The sequence below is a fragment of the Arthrobacter sp. YAF17 genome (assembly GCF_052113365.1).
Classification (GTDB): Bacteria; Actinomycetota; Actinomycetes; order Actinomycetales; family Micrococcaceae; genus Arthrobacter.
This window is the reverse complement of the sequence record NZ_JBFRDB010000016.1, coordinates 83277-109070: the sequence shown is the minus strand read 5'-3', so window position 1 is coordinate 109070 and position 25794 is coordinate 83277. Positions and strand designations below refer to the sequence as shown.

Genomic DNA, 25794 nt, shown 5'->3' with positions numbered 1-25794 from the left:
GGTTAACCGGCGACGGYGCCACCCACCAAAGGTGGGTGGCGCCGCCGTCGAACCGTCCCCGGCCGGCCTCCTTCTACTTCCGCAGCGACTGCGCGATCTGCGCCATCACGGTGTTGTCGGCCAGGGTGGTGGCATCGCCCACCTCACGGCCTTCCGCCACGTCCTTGAGCAGGCGCCGCATGATCTTGCCCGAGCGCGTCTTGGGCAGTTCGGGCACCACGAGGATGGTCCTGGGCTTCGCGATCGGCCCGATCTCCTTGCCGACGTGGTTCCGGAGTTCCTGCACAATCGCGTCCCCGGTGTCCACGGCGTCCCCGCGCAGGATCACGAACGCGACGACAGCCTGGCCGGTGGTCTCGTCCGCGGCGCCCACGACGGCGGCTTCCGCGACGGCGGGGTGGGACACCAGGGCGGATTCGATTTCGGCGGTGGAGAGCCGGTGGCCGGAAATGTTCATCACGTCATCGACCCGGCCGAGCAGCCAGATGTCGCCGTCGTCGTCCTTCTTGGCGCCGTCCCCGGCGAAGTACATGGCCTCGAAGCGGGACCAGTAGGTGTCCTTGAAGCGCTCCGGGTCACCCCAGATGCCGCGGAGCATGGCGGGCCACGGTTCGCGGATCACGAGGTAGCCGCCGGAGCCGTTCGGCACGGACTCGCCGAGTTCGTCCACGACGTCCACGGCGATGCCCGGGAGCGGGACCTGGGCGGAGCCGGGCTTCGTGGCGGTGACCCCGGGCAGCGGCGCAATCATCTGCGCACCGGTCTCCGTCTGCCACCAGGTGTCCACGATCGGGGCCGGCGTTTCCTTCCGCTCGCCGTTCTTCCCGGCGTTGCCGCCGATGACCTCGCGGTACCACATCCACGCTTCGGGGTTGATGGGTTCGCCCACGGAACCCAGGACACGGATCGAAGAGAGGTCGGACTTCGCCGGGATCTCCTTGCCCCACTTCATGAAGGTCCGGATGGCGGTGGGGGCGGTGTAGAGGATGGAGACCTTGTACTTCTCCACAATCTCCCACCAGCGGCCCTGGTGCGGGGAGTCCGGGGTGCCTTCGTACATGACCTGGGTGGCGCCGTTGATGAGCGGGGCGTAGGCGACGTACGAGTGCCCGGTGATCCAGCCGACGTCGGCCGTGCACCAGTACACGTCGGTTTCCGGCTTCAGGTCGAAGACGGCCTTGTGCGTGTAGGCGCCCTGGGTGAGGTAGCCGCCGGTGGTGTGCAGGATGCCCTTGGGCTTGCCGGTGGTGCCGGAGGTGTAGAGGATGAAGAGCGGGTGCTCGGAGTCATGCCCGACGGCGGTGTGCTCGGCGGAGGCGGTCCCGACGGTGTCGGCCCACCAGTGGTCCCGGCCCTCATGCCAGTCGACGTCCTGGCCGTTGCGCTTGACGACGACGACGTTCTGCACGGTGTGCCCGGTGCCGTCGCCCTCGTGGGACAGCGCCTCATCAACCGCGTGCTTCAGCGAGCTTGGCTTGCCGCGGCGGTACGTGCCGTCGGCCGTGACGACGAGCTTGGCCTCGGCGTCGTCAATCCGGGAACGGAGGGCTTCAGCGGAGAAGCCGCCGAAGACCACCGAGTGGATGGCGCCGATCCGGGCGCAGGCCAGCAGCGTGATGACGGCCTCGGGAATCATCGGCAGGTACACGGCCACACGGTCGCCCTTGGCGACGCCGAGGGACTCGAAGGCGTTCGCGGCCTTCTTGACCTCTTCGGTGAGCTGCGCGTACGTGTAGGTGCGGGTATCGCCGGGTTCGCCCTCGAAGTAAATGGCGACCCGGTCGCCGTGGCCGTTCTCGACGTGGCGGTCCAGCGCGTTGTAGGCGGCGTTGATCTCGCCTCCGACGAACCACTTGGCGAAGGGCGGCGTGGACCAGTCCAGGGTCTGCGTGAAGTCCTTGCTCCAGGTGAGCAGTTCCCGGGCCTGTTTCGCCCAGAAGGCGGGCCGGTCGGCGTCGGCCTCGGCGTAGTCGGCGGCGGTGACCACCGCGTTGGCCGCGAACTCGGGGGAGGGGGCGAACTTGCGGTTCTCGTGGGACAGGTTTTCGAAGGCATCGCCCTGGTGAGCCTGCGCCGTTGCGATGCCGGGTGTCTGCTGGGACATGGTGAACCTCATCATTCATCGATCCGTGCTGCGCGGGGCGTCCGTTCCGCCGCAGGGCCGTGCCGCGTGCGCGGCGTCGGGCATGGGCTGGTCACGGTCGTACCGCAAAGAGCTGTTCCGAAATACACACTAACGCCTGCGCCGCGCCCGGCGTGTGCCGCGTCACACAGCGAACCGTGAGCGGCGTTTGTTAAGCGCCGAATGGCGGTGGGGGCATGTCCAGGCTCTGGCGCCGGCGGCCGTCGTTCGCCAGAATGGGCCGGGATGACGCAGCCGCTGATTGGGGGAATGAAACATGAAGTTTTGGGACCCGGTGCCGGACAACCCGTGGCCGCAGGGCATGGCCATCCGCGTGGACGACACCCCGCACCACCTGACGCTCCTGCTGTTCATCCGCCACGCCTGGGACATAGCGGCCGACGCCGATGTCCCCCGCCTGGAGCCGGTGCCCGGCGCCGGGACATCGAGGATCCCGGACTCGGCGACGCCGGTAGAGTGGGAAGCCCGCTGGCACCGGGCCTGGGCCCGGGCGTGGGACTGGTATTCCGTGGAGGAGCCCGATCCGACCGTCCACCCGACTCCGGCCCACCTCCGGTTGGTCTCGCAGCCGGGACACGGCCTCGATCCGTTGGTTCCGCCGTTCTGGCAGGCGGACTATGGCTGGGCCGGTATCGACGCCGGCGCGTACAACTCCTGGCAATGGGCGTCCGGACCCCAGGCTGACGCCCATCCGGGCCGGGGCGCGGCCGAGCTGCCTGAGCCTCAAAGCCTGCCCGCCCTGATCGCCGCCTGGGAGAACGGCCTGGACACCGTGATCGTCCTGCCATACCGGGGACACTTCGCCCGGCGCATCACCGCCCGGCACCTGGCCGTCTCTGCCGCCACCCGCAACGAACCGGCCGCCTACAGCCGGGCCCTGCACACCATCGGTTCCGGGCAGCAGCCGGGGACCGGTGAGCGATGAACCTGTACCAGGGGAAACGACGCCGGCTGCGGACACTGGCCTGTGCGCTCGCCGTCGGCATTTTGCTGGGTGTCGCGGCCTGCGCCGGCGCGCCACATGCCGCCGACCGCAGCTACCGCGGCGTGGTGGCGTCGCCCTCCGTGGCGCCCGACGCCTCCCCGGGATCCTCTTCTACGGCGTCCCCCGCACCGCCCCAGGGGTCTGGGACGCCGCTGGCGGGGTGGGTGGACAAACCCCGGCGGTTCGGCGTCACGCTGTGGGGAAGTTCCAGTTGCCCGGCCGTCCCGACCCGGATTGAAGCGGCCGGCAGCGATCGGGTGAACATCACCTTCGAGCAGGCCGGAGACAACGTCTGCACCGCCGACCTTGCGCCGACGACGCACGAATTCACCGTTCCGGCCGGGGCGCACACCCTTCCGCTGGCCGTGACCCTCGTCGACGGCCAGGGCGGGACCATGCACACCTTCGTGCTGGAATGACACACACCGGGAGCCGCGGCACCGGGATGCCGGGCCTTGTTTCATGCCGCTGTTCACGGCTTGTCAGCTAGTGATCGGCCAGCCACTTGACTAGGCTGAGATGAAGTTGTGACATCCGATGGAGGCGACGGGACTGCTCGCGGTCCCTGCTCGGCTGCCGTTAGACGGTGCTGTCCAGAGTGCCGCCGTGCTAAGGAGAACCGAATGAACGAGCAAGCAAACGGGCAGCTCAAGCAGCCCGCCCAGAGCCAGGGCAACGGCGGAGCGGAACGGCCCGCCGGCTACGGGGAAGCGCCCCGCTTCACGGTGGACAAGGCCAACAGCAAGACGGCCGGCAAAAAGAACGAAGCGGTCCTGGGGCCATTCACCATCCGTGATCTCACCGTTTTCGGCTCGACCCTGATTCTCTTTGTGGCCTCGCTAATTCCGATGTTTGCCGTCCGCTACAACCTGTGGAACCTGGGCAGCCTGTTCTTCCTGGGCCTCGGGATCATCCTCCCGGTGATCGTTGCCGCACTGTTCGTGGCGCGCCGCGTCAGTCCCGCAACGAAGATGCGGGTCGGCTCCCTTTCCGTAGACCAGTTCGGCTCTGTGGTGGCGTCCTTCTCCGTTGCGTTCTTCTTCCTGTCCATCGCGGGCGCATTCGTGCCCAGCATGTTGCTGGCCCTCGTCGGCGCCCTCGGGCTCCTCGCGGCCACCGTGCTGGGCCGCCTGATCCCCTTCTTCGCCGGCGATTTCCTGGACCGTGCAGAGGTGCCCGCCCACATTGTGGCCCGTGAATCGGCGGTCCCCGTCAGCAAGCCCCGTGCCCCCAAGGCCCCGAAAGAGGCCGCGGACGAGAAGGCGCCCAAGGCCGCCGGCACCAGCGCCGTCGCCGGCTGGGCGAAGCGGATGACCCCTGGTGGGCAGTCTGCCAAGGACACGGCCCCGCGCGGCTACGAGTCGTTAGGTGCTGCCGCCGGCGCAGCGGGCGCGGCCGCAGCCTCCGGTGCCGCGGCCGGCGCCGCAGCTTCGACGCCGCCTCCGGCCCAGCAAGCACCCGCCCCGCAGGCACCCGCCCAGCAGGCACCTGCCCAGTCCGCCGCGCCCGCCCAGTCCGCCGCGCCCGCCCCGGTGGTCAGTTCCCCGGAAACTCAGGCCGCCGCCGTCGTGCCTGCAGCGTCGGCCCCGGCGGCACCGTCCGCCGCCGAGCAGACCCAGGCCGCCGCCGTCGTGCCTCCCGCCGCAAAATCACCCGCAGGCGATCAGGCCCCGGACGCACAGGCCCGGGCCGCCGCTGCTGCCGAGGACACCCGGGCCGCCGAGGTTCCGGCCGCTTCAAGCCACAGCGCACCCACCACCGTGAACCCGCAGGTGCGCCAGCAGGAGCCGATCGGCGCCACGGTCGACCCCGCAAGCCGACCCGAGGAAGACGACGTCCAGCCCGTTCACGAGGCATTCTGGTTCGCCGTTGCCCAGCCCCGCACCGCCGTGGATGAGCACACCGGAGCAGCGGCCTTCGTGATCGAGCCCGGCGGCTGGGTGCTTGCCCTGGAGGACCGGGGCCACGAGTTCCTGGTCCAGCACACCGACGGCCGCGTTGGCGTGCTCCGGGACCTCAGCAACATCGAACGCGGTTAGCCGGCCCGGTGGCCACCGACTCGAGCATTCCGGCCGCCGGCAGCGCAGCGACAGGCAGCGCCCCTTCGGACGCTGTACCGGCCGCCGGTCGTGGCGCTGCGCCGGGCGGCGCCAAAAGCGCCGGCCGCAGAACCGCCGGCCGCAAAATCACAGAGACCAAGACCGCCGGGCCGCGGGCAGCGGGGGAGTCCCTGCTGGGCCTCAAACGGCGTGCCCGCCGGATCAACAAGGCGCTGGCGGAGCAGTATCCGTATGCGCACGCGGAACTCGATTTCCGCAGTCCGTTCGAGCTGGTGGTGGCCACGGTGCTGTCCGCGCAGACCACCGACGTCACGGTCAACGCGATCACGCCCCTGCTGTTCGGCCGTTACCCGGACGCGCGCAGCATGGCGGAGGCGGACCCGGCCGAGCTGGAGGCCATCATCAAGCCCACCGGGTTCTTCCGGGCCAAGACCAGAAACCTGATGGCGCTGTGCAACCGGCTGGTGGACGAGTACGACGGCGAGGTGCCCGGCAGACTCGCTGATCTGGTGACGCTTTCCGGCGTCGGGCGGAAGACCGCGAATGTGGTGCTCGGAAACGCTTTTGGCATCCCCGGCATCACGGTGGATACCCACTTTGGCCGTCTCGCCAAACGCTTCGGCTGGACGGATTCGGAGGACCCGGTAAAGGTCGAATCCGACGTCGGCGAACTGTTCGAACCGAGGGACTGGACCATGCTCTCGCACCGGGTGGTGTTCCACGGCCGGCGCGTGTGCCATTCCCGCAAACCGGCCTGCGGGGCGTGTGCGGTGGCGAACTGGTGCCCGAGCTACGGCATGGGCGAGACGGACCCTGAGAAGGCGAAGAAGCTGCTGAAGTACGAACTGGCACCGGGACAAGAAGAGTTGCTGTCGAAGCTCCTCGCAGGGACGCACCGGGCCGCGGAGATCCGGATGGAATCCCAGAGGAAGCCACGGTGACGGCCCGTCAGGACCTCATCGACCTGGTGGCCGCGGTGGAGGCCGGAACGGCCCCGCCACCTGATCCGCGCTGGCGCGAACTCGCCGTAGAGTCCGGGGACCGCGTCCGCCGGGCGGCCGTACTGATGCTCTTCGGCTCGCTCGATGATGTCCCGGCGGCCTCGGTCAAGGTCCTTGCCCCGGCTGATCTGGATGTCCTGCTGCTGCAGCGCGCCCAGACCCTGGATGACCATCCGGGGCAGGTTGCCTTCCCGGGCGGCGGCATCGACCTGGGCGAATCCGTCACCGACGCCGCCCTGCGGGAAGCAGAAGAGGAAACCGGGCTGGACCCGGCCGGCGTCGAGGTCCTCGGCGTGATGCCGGAACTGGCCCTCCCGCGCGGAAACTTCCTGGTGACGCCGGTCCTCGGGTGGTGGGCGTCCCAGTCACCCGTTCGCGTGGTGGACTACGGCGAGTCTTCCCAGGTCTTCCGGGTCCCGGTCCGGGACCTGCTGGACCCGGACAACCGCGTGATGGCCACCGTGACCCGGGCCGGGCAGACGTTCCACAGCCCCGCCTTCACCGTCAACGACGTGGTGGTCTGGGGCTTCACCGGGATGATTCTGAACCAGCTCTTCGAGCAGCTGGGGTGGGCGGTCCCCTGGGACCGCACCAGCTTGCTCAGCGTCGATACCTGGAGCCGGCTAGACGGCTAAGGCGCGTGACTTGTCGACCACCAGCCCGGTCGCGGCGTTCTCCCGCACGGCGTTGATGCCCGCGGCGGCGCCCTTAATCGTGTTGAACAGTGGTGAAACGGCGACCACCGTTCCGTCGGATGCCGTCAGCTTGAAGAAGTACTTCTTCTCGCCGGCCATGGCGATCTCAAAAATGCCAGCCAAGGTGCTGCCTCCCCAAGAAATATGCGTCGTTGCACGGCCGATGACTATCGGTTCAACCACCGGCCTTTTCGAGAGTAACCGCCGTCACACGAGGGCACAACGCTACCGACGGGTACGTTACGCCGGTCGGGTCACAAGCACTATTTGGCGTTGTCGTAGGAGTCCACAACCGCCACACTGACCGGGAACTCCACCGGGATCCTGCCGAACAGCAGTTCCTTGGCGGCGGCGGCCGCCTCCTCGATGGCCCGGATGCAGTCGGCCACCGCGGCTTCGGGGCTATGGACCATGACTTCGTCGTGGAGAAAGAAGACGAGTTCCCCGGAGGGGGTGCCGTCCGCGCGCATGGTGCGGAGCCGCCGTCGCAGTTCTGCCAGCCAGCAGGCTGCCCAGTCTGCCGCGGAGCCCTGGACCACGAAGTTGCGGGTGAACCGGCCGCGTGAGCGGGCGAGCGAATCGGCCCGACGCTGTTCCTCGGCGCTGGTCGACTGCTGGCTTTGCAGCCAGCGCAAAGATGGCGGCGGGCTACTGCGGCCCAGCCGTGACGTGACGGTCCGTCCGGCCTCACCCTCGCGGGCGGCCTGTTCCACGTAGCCCACGGCACGCGGATAGGTGCGGGTCAGCTGCGGCATCAGGCGGCCGGACTCGCCGGTTGTGGCCCCGTAGATCGCCCCAAGCAGCGCCACCTTCGCCTTGGCGCGGTCGCCGCCGAAACCCTGCGCGGCGATGCCGGCATACAGGTCCTTATCGCGCGCAGCCTCGGCCATCTTGGCATCCTGCGCCAGCGCCACGAGCACGCGGGGTTCGAGCTGGGAGGCGTCGGCGACGATCAGCTTGTGTCCCGGATCGGCATGGACGGCGCCTCGGATCTGCCGCGGGATCTGCAGCGCCCCGCCGCCCCGGGAGGCCCAGCGGCCGGAGACCACGCCGCCCACCACGTACTCCGGCTGGAACCGGCCGTTCTTTACCCAGGCATCCAGCCAGGCCCAGCCGTTGGCGGCGTGCAGGCGGGAGAGCTTCTTGAAGGCCAGGAGCGGTTCGATCGCCGGGTGGCTGGATTCCTTCAGTTCCCACTGCCGGGTGGTCTTCACCTCGATGCCGTTCCGGTGCAGGGCGCGCATGAGCTCCTGCGGGGAGTCCGGGTTCAGCGCGGGCGAATTCAGCAGCTGCCGCAGCTCGGCGGTCAGCGCTTCCAGCTTGGCCGGGCGGTGCCCCTGGGGAGGCCGGGGGCCGAGGTAGTCGGCCAGGATCTGCTCATGCAGTTCCTCCCGCCACGGCACGCCTGTGTGCTGCATTTCGGCGGCGATCATGGCGCCGGCGGACTCGGCGGCGAGCAGGAGCTGGAGGCGCTGCCTGCGGTTGTCGCCGTGGTGTTCGACGCCGGCCCCTCCGGCCTGGCTGAGGGCGTCCTGCTGGGCGGCGTATTCGGCGCGGAGGTCCTCGGGGCTGTGCCGGGGCGCCTTGCGCCAGCCGGGGTCATCAAACAGGGCACCCTGGTCGGCCGGCGGGGGTGGGGGCTGCAGCGCGCGGGGCGGCTGCTGCAGTTCGTCGTCCTGGGTCAGTTTCTCCGCGTTCTGCGCGTACGCGGTGTGGGCAGTGAACTCCGAGTGCGCCAGGATCGCGCCGCACAACGTGAGGTCGTAGCAGCGTTCCAGCTCCACGCCGGCGGCCAGCAGGGCGGGGTACCAGTCCTGGGTGCGGTGCCAGATCCAGCGCGGCCGGCGCTGTTCGAGTGCACGCACGACGCCGGCCAGCTCGGCGGCGCTGACGACTTGCAGTGCGGGTGCGTCCGGGTGCGGGGCGCCGTCTGCGGTGAGTTCCTGGAGGGCTGCGCCGTCAGCGTGGGCGGCGAGCAACAGGTACATAGGGTCAATTCTGCCCTGCGGTGCGGAGTGCCTTGTCCATGGACCCGTTCACGGGCTTGTCCACATAGCCGCCGGCACGGGTTATGGCGGCTCAGCGGGACGTGAAGAGTTGCCGCATGAGCAGGCACCAGCTAGCAAGTCCCGGGTCTGGCCCGTTGCCAGGCCCCGGGGCCGGGGGCGGGCCAGAGTCCGGGCCGTGGATTCCGGACGGGTCGCCGGAGATGCTGCTGGTGACGGGGGACGGGCTGCTGCGCGGTGAGGTGGAGCGGATCGTGGCGGCGTCCGGCGGCCAGCTGCGGACGGTCGGGACCATCAGGGAGGCGGCGCAGGTCTGGGACACGGCCGCGGTGGTGCTGCTCGGCAGCGATATCCACGAGTTGCCGCCGCGGGGACGGTCGCCGGCTGTCCTCGTTGGACTCAATGGAGACGGCGACCGCCTGTGGCAGCTGGCGGCTGCCGTCGGAGCTGAACGCGTCGCAGTGTTGCCGGAGGCCGCTACCTGGCTCGCGGAGTTCCTCAGCCGCGCCCGGACTCCCGAGCCGGGCGGGCTGGTCCTCGGGATTGTCGGCGGCTGCGGCGGCGCCGGGGCCAGCACGGCCGCTGTCTGGCTGGCCAGTGCCGCCGCCCGGGAGGGCGTGCGGGTTCTGCTGGTGGACGGAGACCCGTGGGGCGGGGGACTGGAACTGGCGCTCGCCGCCGAAGAATCGGCCGGGCTTCGCTGGCCGGACCTGGCCGACGCCGACGGCACGATCGATCCCCGCCAGCTCGCCGATTCCCTGCCGCTTGCCGGGGGATTCCCGTTCCTGTCCTGGCCCGGGAACAAGGAGCGCCACAGCGGAGTGGACCACGCCGTCGTGGCCGGAGTGCTGGACGCCGCCCGGCGCGGCTACGAGCTGGTGGTCGTGGATATCGGCCGGGGACGTGAAACGCTGCGGACTTTCGCGTGGGACTGCGACCGGATGATCGTTGTTGCCCCCGCTCTGCTGCGGGCGGCCGTGGCAACGGCTCGGCTCCTGCAGGACCTTCCTCCGGTGGACACGGTGCTCGTGGTGCGGGGCAAATCCGGGGCCTCACTGGATGCAGGGCTGATAGCCGAGTCTGTCGGGCTGCCCCTGGCCGGGATCGTGCCGGACGTCCGGCGGGCCGCAGCCGCCACGGAGGCCGGGCGGCTGCTGGACGCCGGACGGCAGCGCAGTGTGCGGCGGTTTACCGGAATGGTCCTCGACTTCGGCGCAGGACCCACGCCATGAGCGCCGCCCATTCGGCGTCGGGGCCCCCGGACGCCGGGTCCAGCCCGGGCATCCCGCGGTACCGGGCTCCGGCCCGCGCCTCCGTTGACGCGCGGCTGCTGGAGTCGGTCCGGGAATCCGTGATGTCCGACGCGGGCCCGGTGACTCCGTCGCGCGTGGCAGCCGCTGTCCAAGCGAGTGGACGCCTGCTGGGGACGGCCGGTGCGCTGGCCGCGGTCGAGGGCATCAGCGCGGAATTGAATGGCCTGGGACCGCTGCAGGTGCTGGTCCGGGACCCCGCCGTGACAGACATCTTCGTGAATGGCCCGGGTGCCGTCTGGCTGGACCGCGGGGACGGGCTCGAAAGGGCGCCGGTATCGTTCTCCGGCGAGCCGCAGGTCCGTGCGCTGGCGGCGCGGCTGGTGGCAGCCGGCGGCCGGCGGCTGGACGACGGTTCCCCTTGCGTCGATATCAGGCTCGACGGCGGCTTCCGGGTTCATGCCGTCCTGCCGCCGATCTCCACCGCGGGGACACTCCTGAGCATCAGGATCCGGCGTGAACGGGTCTTCTCCATGGACGAGTTACGGCGGGACGGAATGTTCGGGGCACTGGTTCAGGCCGTGCTGGAACGGATGGTCGCGCACCGCTTGAGCTTCCTGATCAGCGGCGCCACCGGGTCGGGGAAGACCACACTGCTCGCCACCCTCCTCGGCCTCTGTCCGCCGGGCGAGCGGCTGGTCCTGATCGAAGACGCCGCGGAGCTGAATCCCGTCCACCCGCACGTTGTCTCGCTGGAGGCGCGGCACGGCAACCTTGAAGGGGGCGGCGTCGTGGACCTGGGCGAGCTCGTGCGGCAGTCCCTGAGGATGCGGCCGGACCGGCTGGTGGTGGGGGAGTGCCGCGGTGCCGAAGTACGGGAACTGCTGGCCGCCATGAACACCGGCCACAGCGGAGGCGGCGGAACCATTCACGCCAACACCGCTGCCGACGTGCCCGCACGGCTGGCCGCGCTGGGGGCGCTGGCCGGGATGGGACAGGACGCGGTGCGCCTGCAGGCGGCCAGCGCCCTCGACGCTGTGGTTCACGTGGAACGGCTGGACCTTGGGCGGGCCGTGGCCGGCATCGGCGTGTTGGAAGACGGCCCTGCCGGGCTGGTGGTCGGTTCCGCGCTGGACATCTGCGGCGGGGCCGTCCGGGCTGGGCCGGCCTGGCCCCTGCTGGCGGTCCGCCTGGGGTTGGACCCCGACAGTGTTGCTCACGACGGACCTGGCCCCGGCAGACTGTCTGCCGGCGGGCTGGACACACCCGGCGTCGCCGGATCAGCACAGCTGCGGGAAGCGGAATCGGCAGAGCCGGCGGAAGAAGCGGCGCGGGAGGATCCGGGCGGGGGAACGGCATGACCGCCGCCCTCGTGGGCGTCCTTGCGCTCGCGGTGTTCCTGGCGTTTTCGCGGGCGGGTGCCCCGCCACACCGGATCCGCGTGACGTTGACCGGCGCACGCCGTGGGGTTCCCGCCGGCCCGCCCGCAGGACCCGGCCCGGTGTCCCGATGGCGGCGCCGGAAGGATCCGGCCGTTTCGATGAACTTGCTCGTGCAGCAGTTGGCGGCCCTGCTGAAGGGCGGCCGCGCCCCCGCGCGGCTGTGGGACGAGCTGTGGCTCCTGCATGTTGCCGGTCCCGCCGCGGCCTTGTCCGGGGAGCCACTGCCCCGCCGGGCCGCGGCACTTGCGCCGGGATCCGTGCGGATGCTCGCGGCAGCCCGTGCGGCCGCGATGCGCGGGTCTCCCGTGGGAGCCGCCATCCGCTCCGCCGGCGCGGCTGGCGCCGGCCGAACAGCCGGAACGACCCAGGACAGGGATGCGGGTCTGTGGGGGTCCGAGCGACGCGTCTGGTTTCAGCTCGCCGCATGCTTTGATGTTGCCGAAGCCACCGGCTGCCCGCTGGCGGACGTGTTGACAAGATTCGCCGCCCAGCTTGAGGCGGAGGACGACGCCGAGGGCGCCCGCCAGACGGCGCTGGCCGGCCCCCGCGCAACCGTGCGGCTGCTGACATGGCTGCCGTTCCTCGGTCTTGGCCTGGGTTTGCTGCTCGGGGTGGATCCTGTCGAGGTCCTGCTGGCAAACCCCTGGGGTGTGGCGGCGCTCGTGGCGGGCCTGGCACTCACAGCGGCGGGCCGGTTCTGGTCGGCACGGCTCGTCCGGGCGGCGGAGGGACTGCAGCCGTGACGGCAGTCGCCGCGGGCTGTGCGGTGATGGCGATCCTGGCGATCGCTGCCTTCGCTGCGTGCTCCGGCGGCGGCATCGCCAGACGTCGGCTCAGGCGCCGGACGCTGCCTGCTCCGGACGCCGTAATGTTGAGCGGCACGCGATGCGGTGACGGGCCATCCGCGGCACCCGGCGCGCCCGGGACCGGGCTCCGTGATGTGGCCATGATGCTGGAACTGATCGGCGCGATGCTCGACGCGGGAGCCGGTCTCGGCCGTGCCCTGGCGCTGACTGCAGAGCTGGCAACCCCCGAGGTCCGTGGTTCGCTGCGGCCGGTCGTCGCGGCGCTCGCCATTGGCGCCGACTGGGACACAGCCTGGCGCGGCTCCGGCATCCGGTCGCCGGGACTTCTTGCCCTGCGTGATGCCCTGGGGTTTGCCGCGCTCACAGGAGCCCCGTCCTCCGCGATCCTGTACGCCCAGGCGGCACGCCTGCGCCGCGAACGGTTCCGGACCGCGGAGAAACAGGCCGCAGCCCTGGGCGTGAAGCTTGTGGTGCCGCTCGGCCTGTGTTCGCTGCCGGCATTCGTCTGCCTCGGCGTGGTTCCTGTGCTGCTGGCGATGCTGCCGGGCTGATCCTGACGTGTCGATCCTGCCGGACCCATCCGGCCGAGGTGACCCTGCAACGGAGCGGTACCCGTTGGCCAGGAGCATTCCCCCACAGGCTTCCTGGGCCGGACTTTTCCACTTGGCAGCAAACGCCCCTTTCCGGCCGCCCACCCGGCCGGAACAGTGGAGAGTGCCGGCGGTCCCGCCGGAATCCGAGGAAAGGAAAGTCCCATGCCAGCCCAGTACTTTGAGCCCGTCCGCACTGTCCGGGTGGTCCACGCCGAACCGGACAACGCTGAGGTCCGCGAAATCTATCCGGGAGCCAGTACTGCGGGCCCGTTCCGGGCGCGAAGGCCCCGAAAGCTGTTTGGCTCCGAGGGAGGGATGGCGACGGCGGAATACGCCATCGCCACGCTCGCCGCCGTGGGATTTGCCGGCATTCTCGTCTTCATCATGCGCAGTGATGAGGTCCGGGGCTTTCTGCTGAACCTCATCCGCACGGCGCTCGCCCTGCCATGAGCCCCGGCCGGCCGGCGGGGCGAATGAAGCGGGGTGCGGCGCTTCCGCCCGCTGCCGCGAGCGCCCGCGGCCGGCCGGGCGCTGCCGCCGGACCATGCCGCGGCGCTGTGACGGCCGAATTCGCGGTCGCGCTGCCCGCCGTCCTGCTCCTGCTGGCACTCCTGCTGGCCGGCTCTGCGGCGGGAGTCACGCAGCTTCGCCTGGAGGAAGCAGCCCGGGCCGGCGCCCGCGCACTGGCCCGGGGCGACGATGCCGGAGCGGTGGACGTGATCGTCCGCCGGCTCGCGGGCAACGCGGCGGCATCAGCAGTGGCGTCCGACGGCGAGTGGCTCAGCGTGACGGTCTCGGACAGGGTTCCCGGTGCCGTCGGTTCGCTCGTTCCCTGGACTCTCTCGGCCCGCGCCTGGGTTCGGGGCGAATCGGCCGGCCCTTCAGCTGCGGCCACGGTTCCCTGGACTGGGGGCCACCAGATGCAGGGCCTCACCGGATGACGCAACCGCAACAGCACCCGCGCATACCCGATCCGGGCAGGCATCCGGAGTGTTCGGGGCACCCGGAAGCCCTGGAGTGCTTGGGACACACGGAATCCTTCGAGTTCTTGGTGCACTTGGAATCCCCGGAGTGCGCGCACCCGGAACCCCAGGAATCCCCGGAACGCGGCGCCGGAACCGTCCTGGCGCTGGGATTGGGGATGCTGGTCCTCGCCGCGGCGGTCCTGATCATGCTACTGGCCCAGTCGGCTGCGATGGCGTTCCGGGCGGCGGCCGCCGCAGACCTGGCGGCCCTGGCCGCCGCCGATGCTGCCCGGGGGATCACACCCGGAGAGCCATGCGCCGTCGCCGCGGACGTGGCGCGCCGGAATGGGGCCAGGGTCCTGAGCTGTCTGGAAGGACCCGGGAGCACAGTGCAGGTCCGCACCGAGCTCGATACCCATCCGCCCTGGGGCGGGGCCACCGGTCTGGCCAGGGCCGGGCCGCCGCCCTGAGCCCGTGCCTGCCGCCGCCGTCGGCCGGTGCCAAAGATCCGGGCCGGCCCCTGGTGAAGCCTACGGCCGGACCGGCAGTAGCCATAGCCACGTCACCGCTGCGTCCGCTGCTGCGGTTAGGCCTGCAGCGGTGTCCCGGCGTGGTCCGGCAACGTGGCCTGCATCTGGTCTGTCGCGTCCTTGAGCAGCACGTCGATGAGGGTCACGGCGGCGTCCTTGTCGAGGGGGTTGTTCTTGTTGCCGCACTTGGGCGACTGCACACAGGACGGGCAGCCGGACTCGCACTCGCAGGCCTCGATCGCGTCCCGGGTGGCGGCGAGCCAGACCCGGGCCTTTTCGTAGCCGCGCTCGGCGAAGCCTGCCCCGCCGGGGTGGCCGTCATAGACAAAGATGGTCGGCACCCCGGTGTCGGCGTGGATGGCCGTGGACACGCCGCCAATGTCCCAGCGGTCGCTGGAGGCAACCAGGGGCAGAAGGCCGATCGCCGCGTGTTCCGCAGCGTGCAGTGCGCCGGGGAATTGCGCCTCGATCAGCCCCGCACCGGTCAGCGATCGGTTGTCCACGACGAACCACACGGCCTTGGTGAACAGGTCCCGGGCACCAAGCTGAAGCGGTTCCTCCCCGAGGATCTCGTTCGAAATCAGGGCCTTGCGCTGGAAGGAAACCACCTGCGTTGTTACTTTCACATCACCGAAATGCACCGCCACATCGCCCCACTCGGTGGTGCGCAGCGTCTCGAGCACTTCGATCTGGGTCACGTCGCGGGCTGTGGTGTAGTAGTCCGGGTTCGCGCGGCGCACCACCACGCAGTGATCGTCCTCGTTCAGGTCTTCCACCACATAGCTCTCGCCCTGGTGGACGTAGATGGCGCCGGTGTGGGCCTGGTAGTGCGTCTGCGGGGAATCCATGGTCCCGAGCAGTGACCCGGTGTCGGCATCCACAATGCTCACCGGCCCGCCGCCGTCGGCCCTCAGGTTCACCATGCCCGCGGCGCTTTGCGGGTGGGTCCAGAACCATCCGGCGGGGCGCCGGCGCAGGTAGCCCTGGGCCACCAGCTGGTCCAGCAATTTTTCGGACGTGGCGCCGAACAGTTCCAGCTCGGCGTTTCCCAGCGGCAGTTCCGCGGCGGCGGCACACAGATGCGGGCCCAGCACATAAGGGTTGGAGGGATCAAAGACAGTGGCCTCCACCGAGACGTCGAAGATCGCCTCGGGGTGGTTCACCAGATACGTGTCCAGCGGGTCGTCGCTTGCTACGAACGCGGCGATTGCATCCTGCCCGGCCCGGCCGGCCCGGCCGATCTGCTGGAACAACGACGCGCGGGTACCCGGCCAGCCGGCTACCAGCACCGCGTCGAGGCCGGAAATATCGATGCCGAGCTCCAAGGCTGACGTGCTGGAGACGCCCAGCAGCTCGCCGGAGCGCAGCGATTTCTCCAGGGCCCGGCGTTCCTCGGGCAGGTAGCCGGAGCGGTAGGCAGCCACCCGCTGCGGCAGGCTGGGGTCCACCTCGTCGAGGAGGCGCTTGGTGATGCTGGAGATGGTCTCGGCGCCGCGCCGGGATTTGATGAAGGCAATGGTCCGCACCCGCGAGGACACCAGATTGGCCAGAAGGTCCGCGGTTTCAGCCACGGCCGTGCGCCGTTCCTTGGCGCCGTTCTCGCCCCGGAGCTCGGTCAGGGCTGGCTCCCAGAACGCGACCGTGGTGGCGCCGTGCGGCGAGGAGTCCTCGGACACGGCATTCACCGGAGCGCCGATGAGCCGGCCGAAGGAGGTCCCCGGCTCGGACGCCGTGGCAGAAGCTGCGATGAATACCGGCCCGGACCCGTCCGGGCTGTAGTAGGCGCAGATGCGCCGCAGCCTGCGCATCAGGTTGGCCACATGGGATCCGAAGACGCCGCGGTAGCTGTGGGCCTCGTCCACGATCACGTAGCGCAGCCGGCGGAAGAACCGGGCCCACCAGGCGTGGTTGGGCAGGATCCCGAAGTGCAGCATGTCCGGGTTGGCCAGGATGAAGTTCGCGTGGTCCCGGATCCACCGGCGGGACGCGGGGTCGGTGTCGCCGTCGTAGGTCTCGGCCCGGACGGTGGGGAGCTGCAGCGCCCGGATGGCGGCCAGCTGGTCCGCCGCCAGGGCCTTCGTGGGGGACAGGTATAGCGTGACGGCGCCGTCGTCGTGGATCTTGCCCGGATCGGCGAGGACGCGCAGCTCGGACCGATGGACCGCGTCCAGCGCCGGCAGCTGGTATGCCAGCGATTTTCCGGAGGCGGTGCCGGTGGCGATCACCACGTGTTCGCCGGCGTGGGCGAGTTCGGCGGCCTGGATCTGGTGGCGGTAGGGCTCGTGGATGCCGAGCGAACCGTAGGCGTTCACGAGGTCGGCGTGCGCCCACTCGGGCCACGGTGCGTGCACGGCCTGGCGGGCGGGGATGGTGCGCACATGACGGAGCTGCTCCGGGTCCGGGCCGCGGCCCAGCAACGGAATCAGGGACTCATGTGGGTTCACTCGTACATTCTTTCACCCGGCCTCAAATCGTCCGGGTGGAAGAGGCCGCAGGGCCCGGAGCCTCAGCCCACGGACAGGTCCGCGCCCTCGTCCGAGGCGGAGAGCATCAGCACATGGCAGACCGCGGTCCAGCCCAGGTGCGAATACAGCTTCTGCCCGTCCAGGGAAGCGAGCAGCAGCCCGGTTTCGACGTCGTGCTCGAAAGCCTGGGCGGCGAGTGCCCGCATGATGAAGCTGCCCAGGCCCCGGCGTTTGTATCCCGGCTCTGTGACGATCTTGTCGAAGATCGCGGTGTGGTCCACCACAAACACCTGCCCGCTTGCTGCCACCTCGTCCCCGGCGTAGACCGTGGCATGGTGGACGCCGTCAGTCCGCGACGGCACCCACCGGAGATCATCATCCGGAAGCCAGGGATCCTCGGCGTCCTGGGTCTCCATGTCCACGATCATCATGGTTTGCGAGGCCGAGGTGACATTGAGCCCGTGCTGCTGGGCGAGGAAGGTGTACCGCGCGACGTCGTTCGTGAGGATCGTGAGGATACGGGCAGGTACTTCAGCGGTGGTGGCGGCCAGCGCGGCGAACTCAGCATCGGAGGGGTTGTGGGCGAAATATTCCCATTCATGAGTGGTGTCCGCCCGGAAGGCCGCAGGGAACCGGCCCTCCCTGCGTGTCTCATATCCCCGGCAGCCGGCCCAGCCGGTGACCCAGATTTCCAGCAGATGGGTAGTGTCTTCAACCATGGCCTCAAGACTCATGAGATGAGCGTATTCCAGCCCCGCCACAAGCAACAGGGGCCGGGTCAGGGAACAGTCACTGCTTACGCAATTGTGACCGGACCGCTCCGCCGGAACGGGCGCTGCCGGGGCCGGCAGCCCTGCTTTGGTCCACCCAGTACCCTTAAAACGTGGCTCTGAACAGAATTGTGCTCTTTTACGGCTTTACCCCTCTCGCGGATCCGGATGCCATCCGGCTCTGGCAGCGCGCCCTCTGCGAGAAACTCGGCCTGACCGGCCGCATCATCATCTCCAAGGACGGCATCAACGCGACGGTCGGCGGCGAATTGAACGCGGTCAAGCAGTACGTGAAGACGACGCGGGAGTACAAGGGCTTCCACGGCATCGACGTGAAATGGTCCGACGGCGGGGCCGCGGACTTCCCCCGGYTGAGCGTCAAGGTCCGCGACGAGATTGTGTCCTTCGGGGCCCCGGGAGAGCTCAAGGTCGATGCCAGCGGCGTCGTCGGCGGCGGGACGCACCTACAGCCCGCGGAACTGCACCAGCTCGTGGAAGCGCGGAAGGAGTCCGGTGAGGAGGTTGTCTTCTTTGACGGCCGCAACGGCTTCGAAGCCCAGATCGGCAAATTCAAGGACGCGATCGTCCCGGACGTGGCCACCACCCACGACTTCATCAGGGAACTCGACTCGGGCAAATACGACGCGCTCAAGGACAAGCCGGTGGTCACCTACTGCACCGGCGGCATCCGCTGCGAGGTGCTGTCCAGCCTCATGGTGAACCGCGGTTTCAAGGAGGTCTACCAGCTCGACGGCGGGATTGTCCGCTACGGCGAAACCTTCAAAGACCAGGGCCTCTGGGAGGGGTCCCTCTACGTGTTCGACAAGCGCATGCACGTGGAATTCAGCGAGGACGCGAAGACCATCGGCGAATGCGTCCGCTGTTCGGCGCCCACCAGCAAGTTTGAGAACTGCTCCAACGCGTCCTGCCGCACGCTTACTCTGTACTGCCCGGACTGCGCCGCCAGCCCGGAGACGCTCCGCTGCCCGGACGGCTGCGCGGCCTAGATCCCGCGGCCTAGACCCCGCGGCCCAGATCCCGCGGTTGGAAACCTGCGTCCCGGCCGCTGCCGGGACCGCTGGTTGCGCCGTAAAACCTCAGATCCGGCTCACGCGGTAGGCGAAGTTGGCCCCGCTCTTTGCTTCCACCTTGATGTGGAGGATAACGTCCGCGGGCAAATAGACGACGTTGACCCGCGAATTTCCGCAACGCAGGTTCAGGTCCACCAGTTCCGTGTCGTCAAGACTGACGCTGAACGAAACCCGGCGCGGACTCCGGCAGGCCAAGGTCAGGGCGTAGCTGCCCTCGGGCAGGCTCGCCGTGGTCTCCTCCCGCTCCTCTTCGGCTTCCAAGATGCCGTAGTTGGTGTGCAAAACCTGCCCCTCGGATTCGGGCAGCACCTGCGCCACCCACGCGTCCAGCTCTGCGCCGGAGACGGGCTGGTTCACGGTGGGATCCCGCGGCAGCGCCGGATCGGTGAAAGCGGGGGCGGAGGCGGGCGCCGTCCCGCTGGCTGACCCGTCGTCATATTCGTAGGCACAGCCGGACAGCGCCAGCAGCAGCACAAAGAGGATCCTCACGGCGGATGCCGTGCGGGTCCGGGGCACGCCCGACGCCGGAACTGTGGGCATAGCCTGACGTTAGCCCTCCACGGGGCCGGGCACCAGAGTCCAAGGGCCCTCCGGCAGTTCGGGTCCGGCGCCTACTGCCCGGGGCCGTTGAAGCCGATCCGGATCCCCGCGACGGCCCCGGTTGCGGGCACCGGAGCGCCTCGGCCGTAGTGTATGAGGTGCGCCGAGACGGACCCGGGTACCAGGTCCACCAGCGCTTCCGCCGCGCTGCCGCAGTCGAGGTTGAGCTCCAGGAGGGTGCCGCCCTCCCGGGCCCCCTGGGTGACGGACAAATGCGCGTCCGGTACGCCCACGCAGGCCGCCGTGACCTTGTACTGGCCGGCCTGTCGAACGGGGCCTGACGTCGAGAACCCCCCGCTGTTGGTGCCGATCCCGCTCGATCCGCCGAACAGGTAGTCCGCCGATGAGCCGTCGAGGACGGCCCCGAGTTCCAACAGGTTGCGGGATTCGGCGGCAACGACTGCCGGATCCCGGGTCGGCAGCGCCCTCGCCGGATATGACCGGCTGGGAGCGCTGGAAGCGGCAGCCGGCGGTTCGCCGTCGTCCGCGTATTCACACCCGGCCAGCCCCGCGGCGACGGCGGCCACCGCCAGCACCACGGCTGCTTGGCGCGACCGGCGCGTCAGGTGCATACCCCCAGTAGCAGACATGCACCGAGCCTAACGGCCGGGGCCGGGGGCGCAAGTCACAGAGGCGTGTCCGGGGCGGGCCCGGCTGCTAAGCCGCGGGCACCAACTGGTAGGCGTAGATGAGGGGGGCATCAACACTCGAGGTGCTGATCTGGAGCGTCCCGGCCGCCGGAACCTTGATGCGTGCCGTCTCGCGGCTTCCGTTGCAGGCCGCTCCGGCCTCGCTCAACCGGGTGCCGTCAAGGGAGACGTCGAAGAAAGCCTTGCCGCCGCCGTCGCAGGTGATGGTCAGGACGTAGGTGCCGGGCCGGATCCCTGTTGCCGTCTTGACGATCGGGTCCCGGTTGAGGATCTTTCCCGCCTCTTCGACCACTATGCCGCTGGACGGCGGAAGCGCGGTCGCCTTCCACGCCGGCACATCGGCTGACTCGATTGAAACGGCAGGGGAGCACGCGGCGGCGGCCAGGACGACGGCGGCGCCCGCCGCAGCGCCAAGTGCGCGCTGCCGGACGGCACGGGCGCGGAGGGGGCTGGTGTTGCGGAAGAACATTCCTCAAACTTACCGCTGTTGCTGGCGCCCCCGGACCGCGCCCGCCCCGGACCGCGCCCCGCGCCCTACCCGCTGATGAGCTCCATCACGCGGCCCCGGTGCAGGGCAAGGTATACGCGATCCCGGATGAGGTTGGCCTCCTCATCGGTCAGCGTCCGGTCGAGCGGCTGCAGCACCATCCGCAGCAGCACGTTCACCTGCTCCGGAGCGAGCCGGAGCCGCTCGACGGCGGCGGGCGGTAGCTCCGACGCCGGGGTGACGGCCCGAATCTCCAGTGCGGCCAGCACCTCGGCCTCCGCCCCGAGGGCCGTCCGCGCACGGTCTCCCAGCAGCTCGACGTCGGCCTCCGCCGCGGAGCCGAGCACCAGGGACAGGTCACGCCTGACTTCCGGCAGCACCGACACCGGCCGGTAGGGGCTCAGATCCAGCAGCTGGGCCTGGACATCGGGATTCTCCGAGCGAAGCAGCCGGATGTCCCGGATGCCCTTGCGCAGCATCAAGGCGCGGTCCAGCCCCAGTCCCATGGCGAGGCCGGCCCAGCGGCGCGGATCCAGCCCGGAGCCGCGGAGAACCTGCGCGGCGACGAGGCCGCATTCAGCCAGTTCCAGCCATTCCCGCGTGCCGTCCGGCTGGGTGACGAGCACGTCGAGCTGCCTGCCCGTGTCCGTGTAGCTGTGGGTTGCCGGGGTTGCGCGCCATTCCAGGTCCGGGTGCAGCGCAGCGGGAAGGACCGCCTCCACGACGGCGCCCATCATCTCGTGCAGCGCGGCCGGGCCCAACAGGCCGCGCGCCTTAACTCGCCACAAATCCACCTGGTGCGGGGCTCCGACATGCGTGCGGTCGATCGAGTCCCGCCGGTACACCAGGCCGGGCAGTGCGTGCAGCCGGTCGTAGCGGCCCATGTCCTGGCGCAGCGCGTCCAGCAGCGCCGGAACGCCCGCCGAGGTGTGGCTCCGCAGCATCACCGTGGGGCTGACATGGCGGGAGTAGCGCGAATCGCGGGTGACGTCGTCGGGGGAGTAGCCCAGGCGGTCGTAGTTATCGGCGGTTGCGACAAGGGGGCTGATCCGGTGTGTTTCCGCCCCGATGCCCCAGAGGCGTTCCAGCGCCACTGTGACGTCTGCCAGCAGCAGTGACATCGCGTGGGGGCCTTGGGCGGGATCGGACAAATCGCGGAGCGCCAGCGCGGATTGAAGCTCGGCGGGGGTCAGATAATTCTTCATGAGGGGTCCTTGGTCTTGTGTGCGGGAAGGGGGAAGCTTCACCCTCAGCCGCTGCACCGGACGGACCCCGGCGGCTGCAGTTATGCGCGCGACAAGAAGCCCGTGCGGCCGGAAAGCGGCCGAGGGCTGATAAATCGCTGCTGCGTATGCATACCGCCCATGCTACTGCAGGCCGTAGGGGTCCGGACCGACCGCCCCGCACGGGCCTTGACCACGGGTCTTGACCTTGACGTAGCGTCAACATCTAGCATCAGATGACCGGCCCGGAAGCGGCTGGCGCGGAGCGGAAGGAGGGTGCCAAGTGGAGTGGTCCGTGCAACAGATCGCCCGAAGCGCCGGCACCACGAGCCGGACACTGCGCCACTATGACGACGTTGGGCTGCTCAAACCGAGCCGGACCGGAGCCAACGGCTACCGGTTCTACGACCAGGCTTCGCTGGTGCGGCTGCAGCGCATCCTGCTCCTGCGGGACCTCGGGCTCGGGCTGCCGGCCATCGCGGAGGTCCTCGCTCACGAGCCCGACGCCGAACAGGCACTGGGCCGCCACCTGGACTGGCTGCGGCAGGAACAGGACCGGCTGGCGCGGCAAATTGCGTCGGTCCGGCAGACGATTGAAGCACTGAAAGTTGGAGGAGAGATCATGGCGGAGAAAATGTTCGACGGCTTCGACCACACCCAGTACAGGGACGAGGTGGAACAACGCTGGGGCAAGGAAGCGTACGCGGACAGCGACGCCTGGTGGCGGGGGATGGACCCCGCCGGGAAGGAAGCCTGGAAACTGCGTTCCCGGCAGCTGGGCAGCGACTGGACCGCGGCCGCCGAGTCGGGAATCGCGGCGGACAGTGCCGAGGCCCAGGAGCTGGCCCGGCGGCATGTTGAATGGCTGACCGGAATTCCCGGCACGCCGGCGTCTGCCTCCGCGACGGGGAGCGGCGGCGACGTGAAGGGCTATGTCACGGGGCTCGGCGAGATGTACGTTGCCGATCCGCGCTTCGCCGCAAACTACGGCGGCGAAGCCGGGGCAGCCTTCGTCCGGGACGCCCTGCGGGTCTATGCCGCGAAGCATCTCTAGGGCCGGAGCTCGAGCCCGCTGCGGATCTACGCCGCGAAGCATCTGTAGGGCCGGAGCCCGACCCCCCGGCCGCCGGGGGCCGGCCTGCGCCGGGACTAAACTTGTCCGGTGACTCCCTCAACGCATTTCACGGCCGGCAACACCCCCGACGCGCCCCGCAGCGACCTCCCMGGCCTGCTCGGCTCCCTGGCCACGGACCTGCGCGGCATCGGCTGGAGACGACGGCGGCGCTCGCCGCCGTCGTCCGTTTCTGGCTGCTGGCCGAACCGCAGCCGGCCGCAACACTCGACGCCGCACTGCCCGGCGTCCGCACGGAGGGCCTGCTGGAACTGGGCCTCGTGGAGCCGGCGGCGGAGGGCCGGGTCCAGGCGAAGGTGGACCTTCGGCCGTACGGCTGGGAGGAGGCCCCGGGGGACGGCRCCGAGGGGGACGGCGCCGAGGGGGACGGCACCCAGGGGGACGGCGCCGAGGGGGACGGCACCGAGGGGGAGAACGCCGACGGGAGCGGCGGGGCCGAGCTCTGGGTGGCCAGTGACCTGGCGGCCCACCAGCGCCCGGGCGTGCTGCGCCACGACCACGTGCTCGGGATCGGGCAGGCCTCCACCACCCTGGTGCAGGTCACCGCCCGCCGGCATGTGGCCCGTGCCCTGGACCTCGGCACCGGCTGCGGCATCCAGACGTTCCACCTCCTGCATCACGCCGAGCACGTCACCGCCACCGACATCTCGGACCGCGCCCTCGCGTTCACCCGCTTCAACCTGCTGCTCAATGCCGGCCAGCTGCACCTGGACCCCGCCGATCTGGAAGCCCGGGTCAGCCTGCGGCAGGGCTCCCTGCTCGATCCGGTGGCGGGCGAGGAGTTCGAGCTGGTGGTCTCCAACCCGCCCTTCGTGATCACGCCGCGCAGCGTGGGCGAGGCCGCCGCGAACCAGTTCACCTACCGCGACGGCGGCTTGCCGGGCGATGATATCGTCGCCTCGCTGGTCCGGGCCCTTCCCTCGGTCCTCACCCCAGGCGGAACAGCCCAGCTTCTGGGCAACTGGGAGATCCCGGCGGGCGCCGCCTGGGCGGAACGGCCGCAAACCTGGGCCAGTCCGGACGCGGATGTCTGGTTGATCCAGCGTGAGCAGGTCAGCCCGGAGCAGTACGCCGAGACGTGGCTGCAGGACGCCTCCGAGGCGCGGGACCGGCGGCTCTACCAGGACTCGTACGCCGCGTACCTGGACGATTTCGCCTCACGCAGTGTCGAGACCATCGGCTTCGGGATGATCTGGCTGCGGCGGCCCGCAGCGGGCGCCCCGGTGCTGAAGCGCTTCGAGGAAATCACCTATCCGATCGAGCAGCCCGTCGGCCCGCATCTCGGCGCCGCCGTGGAGCGCGCCGACTGGCTGGCCGCCCACGATCTGGCGGCCGCGCACCTGCTCGTGGCCGGGGACGTGACCGAGGAGCGGCACCAGCGCCCCGGAGCCGAGCACCCCGGCGTCATCCTGCTGCGCCAGGGAGCCGGCCTGCGCCGCACCAACCTGCTGAGCACCGAACTGGCGGGCTTCGTCTCAGCGTGCGACGGCGACCTGTCCGCCGGGCAGATCATCGGCGCCCTCGAGGCGCTGCTGGGCGGGGGAGAGGGCTGGGACGGGGAGGCCTTCCACGCCGGCCTCCTCGCCGAGGTGGGCAACCTGGTCCGCGACGGCTTCCTGCTGCCCGCCTGACCCGGCGGGAGCGGCCGGGCGTACCGCGGCGCCGGGCGCGGCATCGTCGGCGTCGTCGTCGGCGGGGACAACTGCTCCGTCGCTGCCGTAGCGCGGCAGGACATATATGGTCACGGCGAGGGCCACCAGGACCCCGCCCACTCCGGTGACCAGGAAGCTCACCCGGATGGGGAGCAGGGCGCCAAGCAGCCCGCCCAGCGCGAGCGCCCCGATGGAGACGGCCCGGGTCAAGCCGCCGATGATCGCCATGGCCTGGCCGCGTCCGCTTTCCGGGATCCGGAGGATGGCAATCGCCCCAAAGCACGCGTTCAGCACCCCGCAGGCGGCCCCCATGGCCGTGTAGGCCACGAACAGCAGTTCGACGCTCGGCACCAGGGCCATGATTCCCAGGAAGGCCGAGGTCAGGGCCATCGAGGCCAGCAGTGCGCGAAGGCGGGCCGGCGGGGTCTTGATCCGGCTGGCAAGTGCCGCGCCGGAAGCCATCCCGAGGCCGAATGACGCGGCCAGCAGCCCGTACTGCGTCTCGGAGGCGCCGAGTTCGTCGCGGGCAAGGAACACCTCAAGGACGTTGGTCGCCTCGCCGACGGTGATGAAGAACAGCGCGCCGAGGACCAAGGCCCAGACCAGGCCGTCGCGGCGGATCAGGCGCAGGCCATCCAGCAGGGCGGGCTTGTCCCTGCCGGCCCGTTCGGCGGCGGTCCCGCGGCGGGTCCGGATCAGCAGGGCGCCCAGGGCCATCGCGAGGTAGCAGGCGCAGGCGGCGGCAAACACGAGGCCGGATCCGCCCCAGCCGCTGAGGAGCCCGCCCGCGGCCGGCCCCACCATGCCCGCGATCATGATGGTTGCCTGCATGGTGCCCAGAGCGCGCGGGGTGCGTTCCTCGCCCACGATCCGGGGCAGCAGGGCCTGCCAGGTCGGCCCGGCCACCGCCTGGGCGGTGTCGAGGAGGAACGTCATGGCGAACAGCACCGGAAGGTAGTTGTCCAGATACTGCATCCCCAGCCCCATGCCGGCGACCGCCGCGGCGCTGACCACGGAGGACGCCGTCGCGAGCGTCCTGGAATCCCGCGTGTCGGCCAGCCGACCGGCCCAGGGGGCCAGCAGCACCAGCGGGAGCGCGGAACAGAGCAGATAGGCCGCGACGAGCCAAGGCCCGGCCACGGCGGTCTGGCCGGCGGCGGCGATGTTCTGCAGGTGCAGCATAACGCTGATGATGACGGCGCCCATGCCCGCCGTGGCGATGAAGCGGGCACTGCTGGCAAGAACGAA

At 70.1% G+C, this 25794-nt stretch carries 24 protein-coding genes and 1 pseudogene; 15 read left to right on the top strand and 10 right to left on the bottom strand.

Annotated elements, in window-relative coordinates; genetic code table 11:
* Nucleotides 1–73 precede the first annotated feature (73 nt).
* Nucleotides 74–2104: an acetate--CoA ligase gene (gene acs, locus AB4Y67_RS14320; RefSeq protein ID WP_441406442.1), complete on the bottom strand. Its 2031-nt coding sequence runs from the start codon at nucleotides 2102–2104 to the stop codon at nucleotides 74–76.
* A 295-nt stretch (nucleotides 2105–2399) separates the two neighbouring features.
* On the opposite strand from acs, the gene AB4Y67_RS14315 reads away from it, so the two are divergent.
* The 5 genes from AB4Y67_RS14315 to AB4Y67_RS14295 all read left to right on the top strand — a co-directional run bounded on the left by AB4Y67_RS14315 (nucleotide 2400) and on the right by AB4Y67_RS14295 (nucleotide 6824).
* The gene (locus AB4Y67_RS14315) at nucleotides 2400–3068 is read left to right on the top strand and encodes a hypothetical protein (protein WP_441406441.1); all 669 of its coding nucleotides are present in this window, start codon (nucleotides 2400–2402) and stop codon (nucleotides 3066–3068) included.
* A complete protein-coding gene (locus AB4Y67_RS14310; protein WP_441406440.1) occupies nucleotides 3065–3547 on the top strand; it encodes a hypothetical protein in 483 nt (160 codons plus the stop codon). Before AB4Y67_RS14315 ends, AB4Y67_RS14310 begins: the two co-directional genes overlap by 4 nt.
* A gap of 204 nt (nucleotides 3548–3751) precedes the next feature.
* Nucleotides 3752–5167, top strand: a complete 1416-nt coding sequence (locus AB4Y67_RS14305) for a hypothetical protein (RefSeq protein WP_441406439.1) — start codon at nucleotides 3752–3754, stop codon at nucleotides 5165–5167.
* A 146-nt stretch (nucleotides 5168–5313) separates the two neighbouring features.
* Nucleotides 5314–6129, top strand: a complete 816-nt coding sequence (nth, locus tag AB4Y67_RS14300) for an endonuclease III (protein ID WP_441406480.1) — start codon at nucleotides 5314–5316, stop codon at nucleotides 6127–6129.
* Nucleotides 6126–6824 carry an NUDIX hydrolase gene (locus AB4Y67_RS14295; protein ID WP_441406438.1) on the top strand — a complete coding sequence of 233 codons (699 nt, stop codon included), beginning with the start codon at nucleotides 6126–6128 and terminating at the stop codon, nucleotides 6822–6824. The genes nth and AB4Y67_RS14295 overlap by 4 nt, the downstream gene beginning before the upstream one ends.
* Here AB4Y67_RS14295 and AB4Y67_RS14290 read toward each other — a convergent pair.
* On the bottom strand, nucleotides 6813–7007 hold the full coding sequence (locus AB4Y67_RS14290; protein WP_441406437.1) for a YegP family protein: 195 nt from the start codon (nucleotides 7005–7007) through the stop codon (nucleotides 6813–6815). The genes AB4Y67_RS14295 and AB4Y67_RS14290 overlap by 12 nt on opposite strands.
* A gap of 140 nt (nucleotides 7008–7147) precedes the next feature.
* Nucleotides 7148–8872: a bifunctional 3'-5' exonuclease/DNA polymerase gene (locus AB4Y67_RS14285; protein ID WP_441406436.1), complete on the bottom strand. Its 1725-nt coding sequence runs from the start codon at nucleotides 8870–8872 to the stop codon at nucleotides 7148–7150.
* Between the two features lie 221 nt (nucleotides 8873–9093).
* On the opposite strand from AB4Y67_RS14285, the gene ssd reads away from it, so the two are divergent.
* The 7 genes from ssd to AB4Y67_RS14250 all read left to right on the top strand — a co-directional run bounded on the left by ssd (nucleotide 9094) and on the right by AB4Y67_RS14250 (nucleotide 14416).
* Nucleotides 9094–10122 (top strand): septum site-determining protein Ssd, encoded by a 1029-nt coding sequence (gene ssd / locus AB4Y67_RS14280; protein ID WP_441406435.1) that lies wholly within the window; start codon nucleotides 9094–9096, stop codon nucleotides 10120–10122.
* Nucleotides 10119–11501 (top strand): TadA family conjugal transfer-associated ATPase, encoded by a 1383-nt coding sequence (locus AB4Y67_RS14275; RefSeq protein ID WP_441406434.1) that lies wholly within the window; start codon nucleotides 10119–10121, stop codon nucleotides 11499–11501. The genes ssd and AB4Y67_RS14275 overlap by 4 nt, the downstream gene beginning before the upstream one ends.
* Nucleotides 11498–12325 (top strand): type II secretion system F family protein, encoded by an 828-nt coding sequence (locus AB4Y67_RS14270; protein ID WP_441406433.1) that lies wholly within the window; start codon nucleotides 11498–11500, stop codon nucleotides 12323–12325. The genes AB4Y67_RS14275 and AB4Y67_RS14270 overlap by 4 nt, the downstream gene beginning before the upstream one ends.
* Nucleotides 12322–12939 carry a type II secretion system F family protein gene (locus AB4Y67_RS14265; RefSeq protein WP_441406432.1) on the top strand — a complete coding sequence of 206 codons (618 nt, stop codon included), beginning with the start codon at nucleotides 12322–12324 and terminating at the stop codon, nucleotides 12937–12939. Before AB4Y67_RS14270 ends, AB4Y67_RS14265 begins: the two co-directional genes overlap by 4 nt.
* 156 nt (nucleotides 12940–13095) lie before the next feature.
* On the top strand, nucleotides 13096–13431 hold the full coding sequence (locus AB4Y67_RS14260) for a DUF4244 domain-containing protein (protein ID WP_441406431.1): 336 nt from the start codon (nucleotides 13096–13098) through the stop codon (nucleotides 13429–13431).
* 107 nt (nucleotides 13432–13538) lie between these two features.
* Entirely contained in the window at nucleotides 13539–13922 is a 384-nt protein-coding gene (locus AB4Y67_RS14255; RefSeq protein WP_441406430.1) for a TadE family type IV pilus minor pilin, read from the top strand.
* An 80-nt stretch (nucleotides 13923–14002) separates the two neighbouring features.
* Nucleotides 14003–14416, top strand: a complete 414-nt coding sequence (locus tag AB4Y67_RS14250; protein ID WP_441406429.1) for an Rv3654c family TadE-like protein — start codon at nucleotides 14003–14005, stop codon at nucleotides 14414–14416.
* Nucleotides 14417–14532: 116 nt separating this feature from the next.
* On the opposite strand, the gene AB4Y67_RS14245 is transcribed toward AB4Y67_RS14250, so the two are convergent.
* Both AB4Y67_RS14245 and AB4Y67_RS14240 read right to left on the bottom strand, forming a co-directional pair.
* Nucleotides 14533–16920, bottom strand: a complete 2388-nt coding sequence (locus tag AB4Y67_RS14245; protein WP_441406428.1) for a DEAD/DEAH box helicase — start codon at nucleotides 16918–16920, stop codon at nucleotides 14533–14535.
* A gap of 62 nt (nucleotides 16921–16982) precedes the next feature.
* On the bottom strand, nucleotides 16983–17675 hold the full coding sequence (locus tag AB4Y67_RS14240; protein WP_441406427.1) for a GNAT family N-acetyltransferase: 693 nt from the start codon (nucleotides 17673–17675) through the stop codon (nucleotides 16983–16985).
* Between the two features lie 149 nt (nucleotides 17676–17824).
* Here AB4Y67_RS14240 and trhO point away from each other — a divergent pair, with 149 nt between their 5' ends.
* Nucleotides 17825–18718: an oxygen-dependent tRNA uridine(34) hydroxylase TrhO gene (gene trhO / locus AB4Y67_RS14235; RefSeq protein ID WP_441406426.1), complete on the top strand. Its 894-nt coding sequence runs from the start codon at nucleotides 17825–17827 to the stop codon at nucleotides 18716–18718.
* Between the two features lie 90 nt (nucleotides 18719–18808).
* On the opposite strand, the gene AB4Y67_RS14230 is transcribed toward trhO, so the two are convergent.
* The 4 genes from AB4Y67_RS14230 to srmL form a co-directional block, all read right to left on the bottom strand.
* Entirely contained in the window at nucleotides 18809–19342 is a 534-nt protein-coding gene (locus tag AB4Y67_RS14230; RefSeq protein ID WP_441406425.1) for a DUF6023 family protein, read from the bottom strand.
* A gap of 71 nt (nucleotides 19343–19413) precedes the next feature.
* Complete coding sequence (locus tag AB4Y67_RS14225) at nucleotides 19414–19992, bottom strand: hypothetical protein (protein ID WP_441406424.1); 579 nt, start codon at nucleotides 19990–19992, stop codon at nucleotides 19414–19416.
* 67 nt (nucleotides 19993–20059) lie between these two features.
* Complete coding sequence (locus AB4Y67_RS14220) at nucleotides 20060–20521, bottom strand: hypothetical protein (protein ID WP_441406423.1); 462 nt, start codon at nucleotides 20519–20521, stop codon at nucleotides 20060–20062.
* A 65-nt stretch (nucleotides 20522–20586) separates the two neighbouring features.
* On the bottom strand, nucleotides 20587–21744 hold the full coding sequence (srmL, locus tag AB4Y67_RS14215) for a PheS-related mystery ligase SrmL (protein WP_441406422.1): 1158 nt from the start codon (nucleotides 21742–21744) through the stop codon (nucleotides 20587–20589).
* 301 nt (nucleotides 21745–22045) lie between these two features.
* Here srmL and AB4Y67_RS14210 point away from each other — a divergent pair, with 301 nt between their 5' ends.
* Both AB4Y67_RS14210 and AB4Y67_RS14205 read left to right on the top strand, forming a co-directional pair.
* The gene (locus tag AB4Y67_RS14210; protein WP_441406421.1) at nucleotides 22046–22816 is read left to right on the top strand and encodes a MerR family transcriptional regulator; all 771 of its coding nucleotides are present in this window, start codon (nucleotides 22046–22048) and stop codon (nucleotides 22814–22816) included.
* A gap of 101 nt (nucleotides 22817–22917) precedes the next feature.
* Nucleotides 22918–24525: a DUF7059 domain-containing protein gene (locus AB4Y67_RS14205; protein WP_441406420.1), complete on the top strand. Its 1608-nt coding sequence runs from the start codon at nucleotides 22918–22920 to the stop codon at nucleotides 24523–24525.
* 66 nt (nucleotides 24526–24591) lie between these two features.
* Here AB4Y67_RS14205 and AB4Y67_RS14200 read toward each other — a convergent pair.
* Nucleotides 24592–25752 (bottom strand): annotated as a pseudogene (locus AB4Y67_RS14200) (MFS transporter); the annotation flags it as partial.
* Nucleotides 25753–25794: the final 42 nt, after the last annotated feature.